This is a genomic window from Sedimenticola selenatireducens, assembly GCF_007625115.1.
Classification (GTDB): domain Bacteria; phylum Pseudomonadota; class Gammaproteobacteria; order Chromatiales; family Chromatiaceae; genus Sedimenticola; species Sedimenticola selenatireducens_A.
The window spans coordinates 116,149-126,673 of the sequence record NZ_VMNH01000010.1; the positions used below are offsets into that span (position 1 = coordinate 116,149).

14 protein-coding genes are annotated in these 10,525 nt (G+C 47.1%); all 14 read right to left on the minus strand.

Translation table 11 applies throughout. From position 1 onward, the window contains the following. Positions 1 to 72: 72 nt before the first annotated feature. A complete protein-coding gene (locus tag FHP88_RS10525; RefSeq protein ID WP_144359000.1) occupies positions 73 to 723 on the minus strand; it encodes a class I SAM-dependent methyltransferase in 651 nt (216 codons plus the stop codon). 255 nt (positions 724 to 978) lie between these two features. After that, positions 979 to 2,016 (minus strand): histone deacetylase family protein, encoded by a 1,038-nt coding sequence (locus tag FHP88_RS10530; protein ID WP_144359001.1) that lies wholly within the window; start codon positions 2,014 to 2,016, stop codon positions 979 to 981. A gap of 120 nt (positions 2,017 to 2,136) precedes the next feature. Beyond that, positions 2,137 to 2,463: an AzlD domain-containing protein gene (locus FHP88_RS10535; RefSeq protein WP_144359002.1), complete on the minus strand. Its 327-nt coding sequence runs from the start codon at positions 2,461 to 2,463 to the stop codon at positions 2,137 to 2,139. Then, positions 2,457 to 3,167, minus strand: coding sequence for an AzlC family ABC transporter permease (locus tag FHP88_RS10540; RefSeq protein ID WP_144359003.1), 711 nt, complete (start codon positions 3,165 to 3,167; stop codon positions 2,457 to 2,459). The genes FHP88_RS10535 and FHP88_RS10540 overlap by 7 nt, the downstream gene beginning before the upstream one ends. Positions 3,168 to 3,576: 409 nt before the next feature. After that, positions 3,577 to 5,811 (minus strand): NADP-dependent isocitrate dehydrogenase, encoded by a 2,235-nt coding sequence (locus FHP88_RS10545; protein WP_144359004.1) that lies wholly within the window; start codon positions 5,809 to 5,811, stop codon positions 3,577 to 3,579. A 722-nt stretch (positions 5,812 to 6,533) separates the two neighbouring features. After that, positions 6,534 to 6,911, minus strand: a complete 378-nt coding sequence (locus FHP88_RS10550) for a hypothetical protein (protein ID WP_144359005.1) — start codon at positions 6,909 to 6,911, stop codon at positions 6,534 to 6,536. Positions 6,912 to 7,060: 149 nt separating this feature from the next. Further along, entirely contained in the window at positions 7,061 to 7,912 is an 852-nt protein-coding gene (locus FHP88_RS10555; protein ID WP_144359006.1) for a M48 family metallopeptidase, read from the minus strand. Continuing rightward, positions 7,909 to 8,364, minus strand: coding sequence for a YbjQ family protein (locus FHP88_RS10560; RefSeq protein WP_144359007.1), 456 nt, complete (start codon positions 8,362 to 8,364; stop codon positions 7,909 to 7,911). The genes FHP88_RS10555 and FHP88_RS10560 overlap by 4 nt, the downstream gene beginning before the upstream one ends. A gap of 5 nt (positions 8,365 to 8,369) precedes the next feature. Beyond that, on the minus strand, positions 8,370 to 8,684 hold the full coding sequence (locus tag FHP88_RS10565; protein WP_144359008.1) for a YbjQ family protein: 315 nt from the start codon (positions 8,682 to 8,684) through the stop codon (positions 8,370 to 8,372). Between the two features lie 153 nt (positions 8,685 to 8,837). Further along, positions 8,838 to 9,125, minus strand: a complete 288-nt coding sequence (locus FHP88_RS19540) for a type II toxin-antitoxin system RelE/ParE family toxin (RefSeq protein WP_144359009.1) — start codon at positions 9,123 to 9,125, stop codon at positions 8,838 to 8,840. 137 nt (positions 9,126 to 9,262) lie between these two features. Next, positions 9,263 to 9,562: a type II toxin-antitoxin system RelE/ParE family toxin gene (locus FHP88_RS10575; protein WP_144359010.1), complete on the minus strand. Its 300-nt coding sequence runs from the start codon at positions 9,560 to 9,562 to the stop codon at positions 9,263 to 9,265. Next, a complete protein-coding gene (locus FHP88_RS10580; RefSeq protein ID WP_144359011.1) occupies positions 9,563 to 9,832 on the minus strand; it encodes a type II toxin-antitoxin system Phd/YefM family antitoxin in 270 nt (89 codons plus the stop codon). A 74-nt stretch (positions 9,833 to 9,906) separates the two neighbouring features. Next, a complete protein-coding gene (locus FHP88_RS10585) occupies positions 9,907 to 10,386 on the minus strand; it encodes a GNAT family N-acetyltransferase (RefSeq protein WP_335341582.1) in 480 nt (159 codons plus the stop codon). A 49-nt stretch (positions 10,387 to 10,435) separates the two neighbouring features. Further along, on the minus strand, positions 10,436 to 10,525 hold a 90-nt coding region (locus FHP88_RS19495; RefSeq protein ID WP_335341583.1), incomplete at its 5' end, for an IS3 family transposase.

The window sequence follows — 10,525 nt, forward strand, 5'->3', positions numbered from 1 at the left end:
CTCTAACAGAGAGGCAATGCCCATAACATGATCCGATATTACTCGATTCATAGGTCACTCGTACATGCTTATTCATTCGCGCGCATAACGCAATATAACACCCTTATAGGGCTTATCCAGATAATCCATATTCTCCAATCTGGTAAGGTGTAATGAAAAACCTAGCTCAGCCATTTTTCGACTGAATTTAGCGTGCCTGCCTCTACCCGGATCTACTAGAATAACTTCACTCCGCTTTTTGCAATGCTGATTAATAAATAATGACAGCAGTTCAATATGCTCATCTTCATACAGCAGATCACTGCCTACAATTAAGTCAAACTCGCCCAAGCTTGACTTTGGATCAGCCCAATCTGTCCGGGTAAACGGAATGATCTTATCCTGATTAAGCTGTGTATTCTTGATGAGGAATCTTTCGGCGTGTGGATGGAAGTCTGTTGCCGTAATATCTGCATTAAGATGATTTAACAACAAACTGGTTAGACCGATACCACAACCGACTTCAAGGATATGCTTATCTTTATAATCAAACTGAAATAGATAGTGCGCCAAAACAATACCAGAGGGCCAAACTACCCCGAATATTGGCCACATAGCTGATGAGATACCGAGCCGTTCCGCTACGCCATCATCATCGGAAAACTCTTGCTTATTACGCAATGTTCGCAGGTGGATATCCACCTCATCAAACTCATGCGTTTTATAACTGACTCGTAAACCCATTACCGCCTGCCCTGTTTAAAAACATAAAAAGCAGACAACTTGTTCCCACAAGGCATATGCCAGAATCTGACACAGTACAGAGATTGGCCCTGAATAGCGAGGATTAGCCCAGCGAATGCCACCTGGCGGGAGCAAGAACCATTCGAAAAGAATAAACGGATTACACCCCTATATCAGGCAACCCAGGAACCTGCATTGAAAAATAGAAACCTGGTTGCTTTGCCCTTGAATGCATTGATAGGACGATACTTATAATCAGGTTTGATCAAAAGCATCCACAACATTGGCAGCATTGACACCAAGTGTTGCCGTGGCATATCCACCTTCCAAAATGAGCAGTGTCGGTAATCCCAGTCGCTTCAGTCTCGCCCCGAGCTTGATAAAATCATCCGACCGCAAAGCAAACTTAGAAATCGGATCACCCTCAAACGTGTCAAGTCCAAGCGAGACAACAAGCGCATCGGCGCGGTATTGACTGATCCTTGAACAGGCCATCTCCAACGCGTCAAACCATCGCTCAGAAGAAGTTCCAGCATGCATTGGTATATTGAGGTTGAAGCCCTCTCCTTCCGCTTCACCCTGTTCATCTGCATAGCCTAGATAAAAAGGATACTCCGTACGCGGATCACCATGAATACTGACAAAGAGCACATCGGATCGATCATAGAATATACTCTGCGTGCCATTACCATGGTGATAATCCACATCAAGTATAGCAACCCGATCACAGCCATTATGTCTCAGCGCCTGTGCCGCTACTGCCGCATTATTCAGGAAGCAGTAACCTCCCATAAAATCGGCACCCGCATGGTGACCGGGTGGGCGCGTCGCGCAAAAGACAGCCTGCTCACCCCCGCCCAATAACTCAGCCGCACTGACTGCCGCATCGGCACCGGCCTTGGCAGCCACCCAAGTACCTGCAACCATCGGACTGCCATTGTCCATAGAGTAGAGGCCGAGTTGTGCTATGAAGTTATCAGGCTCGATGTCACTCCTTAACGAACGCACGGGCCATACCGAGGGAAAAGGCTGCGTTGATGCATTAGCGGGATCAACGGCAAGCCAACGCGACCAGGACGACTCTAGAAAATCCAGATAACGTTGCGTATGAACTTGAGACAAAATAGTGCGACTATCAGCTACCGGCGCATGAATGCTGTGCCCGCGTGCAGTCAATTCTTTTGCCACAAATACTGCTCGGGACGGTGACTCAAAACAGGGGACGCGCTCACCCCGAAAGAACTCATACTCCGGCGCGTGCTGTTCATGCTGGCTTGAAAAAATAACGATCATCTTTTATGCAATCTCATTGTGTACCAAATAGTGCACTCCTTATGTCATCTATAGACCACCTGCTACGGACACATCAAATAATAGCGGCCTGTTTGTCACAATTGAATTGAATCGGGCAATTTAATTCAGTAGGTACTGTACGCCATACAGGGAGATCATACCGGCCAATATGGCACCAATAACACTATTAAACTTTATGCCAATCACAAATGCCGCAAGTGCTGCAATGAGGCGAGCGGGATCTGGCTCACCCTGAGTGGCCTCTGGCCAAATCACCAAAGGCGTAATCAACGCCGGCATTACGGCTACCGCAACATAACGCAGATGACGTAAAAACCATTCCGGCAGTTCTCTGCCGCCTATCAAACCAAGAAAAGAGAAGCGAATCAGATAGGTGCCGAGACCCAGACATACAATCACAATCCACACTGTCCAGGCACTCAACATTTTGCCTTTCTCCCTTCTACCCAGAGCTCGGTTCTTGCGCCAGCCATCATGGCGAATACGGCAGCAACAATCAGCCAGAGGTTATAAGGCATCCAAGCAAAAACTAAAGCCAGTAAGATGGAGACAAGCGCAGAGACCATGTGGGGAAGACTCCGCAGCATAGGCGCGATCAAGGAGATGAAGCAGATCGGTATGGCGAAATCCAGTGAATACTCTTTTGGAATGGATTGCCCCACCAAGGCACCCAGCAGAGAGAAGAGATACCAAAACGGACACAGCGCACTGGTGCAGCCAAAATAATAGGCTGTTTTTTGTGCCATGCTCCACTGAGGATTTCTTTCATACTTTTTTATCGAAACAGCAAAAGTCTGATCAATCATGAAGTAAGAGGCCAATGCCCGCGTTCTGAGGGATGTTTTTCCAAGATGCGGAACCAAGGCTGCAGAGTACATAGCCATGCGCAGATTAACGGCAAGGGCCGCCAGTATCACAACAAAGGTCGGGGCTTGATCCTGCAGCAGTGCCAAAGCGGTAAATTGTGCCGCTCCCGCGATGACCAACACCGTCATGGACATGGTCTCCAGCAGGTTAAGTCCAGCTTCTGTGGCGACCACCCCAAACAGCAGACCAAAAGGTGCAACCACTAATATGAAGGGAATGCAGTCGAGAAACCCACTCCAAAAAATTGATTTTGTATCAGACATAGTCGATGAAATATTTGGGGGAAATTGAGTATCAGGCGAATGACTTCACCTTCACACCGAAGAGTAAGGTAAACCGATGTTTGAAAGCAAACGCTTTAAAGTGCCGCGCAAGATCGCATAAACATCAGATTAACCAGGGTTTATGGCGATGTACTGAAGAGTAATAACGATGACTCATTATGCAATATGGCGCGCATAGCACTGGCCATCCCATCAATTATAATGGGTGGCAACTGGGTGAATGGTAATGTTGTAGTTATCTACTTGCTGTAAAGCTGTGGGGTTTTCTGTACACCTATACTTACTGGGTATAGAGGGCTTGATACAGATAAAAAAATATAACGGCTCATGCTAGCCTGGAGCAACAGCTCTGCTCCTGGCTAACATGAGATCTACGGGGTCGTAAGTTCTATACAGCAGATTTAAGAATAGTGTTGAAGGTCTTGCTGGGGCACATGACGGCCTCGGTCTTCTCAACATCAGGCATGTAATATCCGCCAATATCCACATGCTGACCCTGAGCACTGTTCATCTCTTCCACGATTTGTGTCTCATTGTCACTCAGCGCCTGGGCTATAGGTGCAAAGTGTGCCGCTAACGCTGTATCATCGGTTTGCTCAGCCAACGCCTGTGCCCAGTACATCGACAAATAGAAGTGGCTGCCACGATTATCCAATTCACCCGTACGACGCGACGGTGACTTGCCACTATCCAGCAGTTTTTCGGTGGCCTGATCAAGGGTACGAGCCAACAATTTAGCTTTGGCGTTATCAAAGTTTTTACCGATCTCTTCCAGCGAAACTGTCAGCGCCAAAAACTCTCCCAAAGAATCCCAACGCAAGTGGTTCTCTTCCACAAGCTGCTGCACATGTTTAGGCGCTGAACCACCGGCACCGGTTTCGAACAGACCACCGCCCGCCATCAGCGGCACGATAGAGAGCATTTTTGCGCTGGTACCCAGTTCAAGAATAGGGAAAAGATCAGTCAGGTAATCACGCAGAATGTTGCCGGTAGCCGAGATCGTATCCAGACCACGCACAACACGTTCCAGTGAATAACGCATCGCACGCACCTGGGACATAATCTTGATATCGAGCCCTTCGGTATCATGATCCTTCAGGTAGGTCTCCACCTTCTTGATCAATTCGTTTTCATGGGGACGATAGGGATCCAACCAGAACACCACCGGAATATTGGAGTCACGGCATCGGGTTACCGCCAGCTTGACCCAGTCACGAATAGGCGCATCCTTAACCTGGCACATACGCCAGATATCACCCTCTTCTACCCGTTGTGACATCAATACTTCACCCGTATCGATATCAACGATTCTTGCTTCACCGTCGGCAGGCACCTCGAAGGTCTTATCATGAGAGCCATACTCTTCTGCTTTCTGCGCCATCAATCCAACATTTGGAACACTGCCCATTGTGGTGGGATCAAAAGCGCCATTGGTCTTGCAGAAGTTAATGATCTCCTGGTATATACGCGCGAAAGTACTCTCAGGGATTACCGCCTTGGTATCTTTTGGTCGACCATCGGCTCCCCACATCTTGCCGCCTGAACGAATCATGGCGGGCATAGAGGCATCCACAATCACGTCGTTAGGGGCATGCAAATTTGAGATACCTTTTGCCGAATCTACCATCGCCAACTCTGGGCGGTGTTCATGACAGGCATGCAAATCTTGTACAATCTCTTCACGCAATGAACGAGGCAGGCTCTCGATCTTGCTGTAGAGATTAACCAGGCCATTGTTGACATTGACGCCCAGTTCATCAAACAGCTTGCCGTGCTTTTCGAAAGCGTCCTTGTAGAACACTTTGACAGCATGCCCAAACACGATCGGATGCGACACCTTCATCATGGTCGCTTTTACGTGCAGAGAGAGCATCATGCCGGTATTCAGTGCGTCTTCCATCTGCTCTTCGTAGAACTCGCACAGCGCCGTCTTACTCATATACATACTATCGATGATCTCACCTTCCAACAGTGAAACCTTGGGTTTCAGCAGGATGGTTTCACCACCCTTGGTCACCAGATCCATTTTCACGTCACGGGCTTTGTCCAAGGTCATCGATTTCTCACCGTGGTAGAAATCACCATGCCGCATGTGGGAGACGTGCGTCCGTGAAGCGGGGCTCCACTCTCCCATAGAGTGCGGATTCTTGCGGGCGTAGTTTTTCACGGCCTTAGGTGCGCGACGATCCGAGTTACCCTCGCGCAATACAGGATTGACTGCACTGCCAAGTGCCTTGCCGTATCGCTCTCGGATGGCACGCTCTTCATCAGTCTGGGGATCTTCTGGGTAATCGGGCAGTTTATAGCCACGGGCCTGTAACTCGGTAATGGCCGCCATGAGCTGGTGAACCGAGGCGCTGATATTGGGCAACTTGATTATATTGGTAGTCGGCTCCTGGGTTAGCTGACCCAAAGTACCGAGGTTGTCTGGAACACGCTGATCTTCTGTTAAGAATTCTGGAAATTCAGCAAGCACACGAGCCGCCACTGAGATATCACACTTTTCAACTTCAATTCCCGCAGCCGAGGTGAACGTGCGGATAACCGGGAGTAAAGAATAAGTGGCCAGTAGAGGAGCTTCGTCGGTCAGCGTGTAAATAATCTTTGGTTTTTGAGTAGTCAATGTTGTTCCCGATAGTTACATGGCATGAAGCCATTACCCACACAGAGTCGGATTCACATTATGACCACTCACTGCAGTGCTTCAATCCAAAACTACCACGCAAGTGCTGATGAAACCGACGTTAACCCTGGCTTACACGGCACCGATAGTGCGCGGCAAACCATTGATATAAAAAAACTGTCATGCGAACACAGTTTAGGGGACAGCTGAATAGCCTGTACAAAGCCGCCGATCACTTGTCCCAAACAGTGATCCAAAAATGACAAAACAACAAATAAATAGGCTGATTGTCCAATTTTATAATTATTTTTCGGATCTCCCGTAGAATATAAACATCCTGAACGGATCAATCAATTCAGGTTATTCCCTAATGAGCCATAAAAACGACTGCTTTCACATCAACTACATATATTAAACAGATTATATCCTTTATATTCAAATACTTACATTAAATTAAATGGAATATATAAATGCGACCAAGAAAAAACTTCAGCTCCCTAATCACTCTGTCCAAATCCGCAAATAACTCCACAAAATCAGTTACAAACTGCTAATAATCCTGCAAGTACCGGCTTTCAAGAGAAGGGAGAACTTAGCATCAGTGCGGATTGGCAATGATTTAATCCTATACATCAAATATAGGGTAGGCACACCTTAAACAAACGCTAACCGAATGGACGAGAAGAGGTGTGATAAACACGCTAGTGTTGACGCTGAGGCTATTAGCTATTCAACCAGTTAAGCGCATCCTCTTCATTATCAAACACCTTGGCTTGAAAGCCTTTTTTGACGGCAAGTGTTTCGCTGAACAAGATAGACTTGTGGCTCGCCTGATCAAGATTGACGTAGGCCAGCTTCCACTCTTTAGGAACACCCTTTAGCTCTAGGGAGGAGACCACCTGATAATTGGCATAAGGCGGATAACGGCCTGTCAGTAGGGAAACCAACATAACGCGTGTAAATCCACAGGCTTTACATTTCTTGGTGATGTCATCAACAACCATCTGGCCGTTTTTAGCTGGGTCCGCATCCGTTCTGGAACCCTTTACTGTCACCTTAATGAAACCTTCTTCTGCCTGATAACTGAGTTGATATGGCATAGGTGTGCACTATCTAATATTAAACAATTCACAGGCCGGCTAGCCTCCTTATCTAACATTATAGAGTGCCGGCATTCAATTTTTCATTCTACGCCAGATTGGTTGCAAGCTTATCCTGATCATAGCAATCGACATACCACCCTATCCTGCTATTTTTTCGCACTCTCGCTTGATGCATTCATCGCGGCGAAAATATTTTCAGGTATGGGCACCGTCTTACCTTCAATTTCCCAGCGATGTTGATCCGCATAAGAATCGATGGCATTGATTCGCTTCCAATCGAGTGGATGTGTTTGTAGAAATTCAAAACCGCCATCATCACCCTTTTCTTCACGATACGCCTGAAAGATACGAAACAGATCATCCGCCCCCTGGGTGTGTCCATAGATCTTATACACCGCTTCAAGTGCCTCTCTATCAGCCTCGCTCTCCATTTCCCGGTTAAAATGCAGTAGGGTGTAAAGCCCCGTATCGCCTAGCACACCCAGATCACTCTGCCCCAGCACCAGACTCAGCAGGGCACTAATCGTCAGACCACGACTTACACTGACAATGGGATCACGGTGTTTAACATGGGCAACCTCATGGGCCAGCAACATCGCCAAGGCATTTTCATTGGGCAACTTTTCAAGTAAACCACGAAACACCACCACATTACCGCCGAGTGTTGCGAACGCATTCACCGTATCATCACTGGAATAGCGCAGGGTGATTTTCATCTCGTCTGGAAGCGCCATAGCTTTTATCACCTGCGCATTTACCCGTTCGAGATAGGCATCTATTTCAGCGTTCTCTTGCGTCTCAATGGGAAACGAAGAGACCAGCTCCAGTTCCATCTCGAAGGGAATATAACGAGCCAGGAAACCGGCAGATAACCCAAGAACGTAGACCGCTACAGCAATAATCAGCACAGCACCACCGAGCAGAACGGCCAGCTCCCGCAGGGGATGAACCTGGGATACGTTTATCCCTTCTGGAATTTCCTTATACTCAAATTTCACGCTTCATCTCTAGGCCGCATCAGTGCGGTACCGTAGGCAAGCACCTCAACCGAACCTATCGTGTTCTGCCGCCCTTTAGATATGGAGGCTGTCTCGTATTTCACATTGAATACATACTCTGCGCCCATTTTTGCTGCCTGCTCTTTCATGCGCAGCAGGGATTCGCGACGGGCACGATCCAGCAGCGCTTCATAAGAGGTAATCCTGCCGCCAAACAGGTTTCGCAACATGGCGATGAAGCGTTTGAAATAATCCACCGAGATTACGACACTGCCCAGCACAAGACACTGGTCATGTTGTTTTCCGGGAGGCGGAAATCGAGATGCCACCGTGGTCAACCCCGACAGACGCTTCTCACGTTCGATAATTGATTGGTAATGTTTCTTTTCTGCGTACTGACCCACCAGGTATCCCAGCGTCATCAGAACCAGAAAAATCGTCAGTTCAATCATGTCGCTTACTCCAGAATCACCGCCGTGCCATAGACATAAATTTCTGCTGCACCTTGAGCCACGGATGAGGTGGAAAATCGCACATTGAGTATCGCATTAGCGCCTATCGCATGCGCCTGCTGCTGCATACGATCCATCGCCTCATCACGGGACTCCTGTAACAGTTCCGTGTACCCCTTCAGCTCACCGCCGAAGATATTTTTCAGGCTGGCCATGATGTCTCTGCCTACATGTTTGGCACGAACAGAGCTACCTTGTACCAGACCAAAGTGTTTCTGGATCTGCTTACCCGGTATGATTTCCATATTGCTAATCAGCATTTTTATTTCCTGTTTACTATGGGATTAAATTCTAGGGATGACAGCGCTTAAAGAGGTCATATTTTATAGAGACGGTGAGCTTTTCATCTGACCCAAAACACTCCATAAACCGCACAAGCTTGCACTCGAAGGAAGCGGATTTGATGTGGCTTGTTATAAATTCTTTTCGTTCTCTTTACCGTGACAAACTCTTAAAATATAAATGACTTCATCAGTGATTAGATAGCGTACTGTATAATCACCTACATAGAGATCACGCAGTTGCTCTGGTTCGGTAGCCTTTAGCACGGGCAACCCTATTTGAGGGAATTGTTTAAACCTTTCGACACCCTCTTGCAGATCTATAGCAATCCTACGAGCCGCATACGGATTCTTATTCTCTACAAACTCTACAACCCTTTGAAGATCACCTACTGACTCCGGTGAGTACTTTACCTTCATGATTTTGGAGGAGATGTTCTAACTCCGGTACCCCAGCTATTAAAGATGACTTTTGAACATAATGTTGCAGTAACCAGCAGCCGCAGCGCAGCATAGGCTGTCCGAGTGAGCGATAGCGAACGGTGTTTACTGCCTTGTTATGTTTTTTCATCTGGCAATACCAAAATTCTTTCGCTTCGCCAAATCCTTACGACATGAATCGTTGATATTTCCCTCAAATACACAACACGAAAAGGGGCGTGGATTAATTCTCTGATTTTCGAGTTGTTAAACTCAGGTACAGGCCTCCCAATATCAGGATGTTGCTCTAGCGTTTGAATATGCTCAATTATTGCGACAACAAACTCATTACCAATATCGGGTACTCCCTCTTCTAGGTAGTATTCTTTTATGGCTTCAAAATCACTGAATGCGGATTTTGTAATTAGGATTTTCACTCACTCGATTCCCAGCTTCTTTTTTACCTCATTGAGTGAAAATTCATCACCTTCCTTTACATCCATCATTCCTTGTGCAACAGCTTTTAAAAATGCTCTTTCTTCCTCATTTTTTTCATACTCATCAAGCGCTTGCACTACCGCTACGCCTCGGCCGCGGCTTGTGAGCAAAATTGGGCGGTGAGAGTCATTTGCGTGATTTACGACTTTTCCAGGGTTAACCTTCAAGTCGGAGAGCGGGATTACATCTTCAGAGAATTTAGTATTCATGGGCACGGCCTTTAGGTGCGGTTAACAGGTCTTTTTATAGCACCTGACCGGCCATTTTTCAAGAACGCCTCGCATCAGCGGCCAGACCGCGAGCGTAGCGAGTGGGCTGTCGGGTGCATTGCCTTGTTAGAAGTAAATTTCAGGCGCAATACCTGCTGGCCAGTAGGCTCGTGCAGTTTCTCCACCAGATGCTCAAATCCATACCTTGAGTAAAAGTGACGGCCGATTGTATTCTCCTTAAATACTTCAACTTCAAGCTCACCATGAAGTTCTTGCGCCTTGTCCATTAGTGCTTTTCCGACCCCCTGCCCATGAAACTCCGGCTGAAGAAATATTGCTCCAACTTCGTTACCCATCAACGCAATGAAGCCTTTGACTTCACCGTCGATCTGTACGACCCAAGTATCGGTATTGGGTAGATATATCTCTGCTACATTCTTCCGTTCCTGGGCTATAAACTTATCGGTCATAAATGGATGAGCTAACCGAGTTGCGACTTCCCATGACGAGAGTACTGCATCTAAATCTGTATTTTCATATTGTCGTATTTGCACGGATATATTTCCTTTTACTGTGGTGTTCCCCACGAAAAGTAGACACTGGTTATGCGCATAAGCGCTCAAATTCAGCTGGGCTGACATAGCCTATAGCTGAGTGTCTCCTTAATCGGTTATAAAATATCTCAATATACTC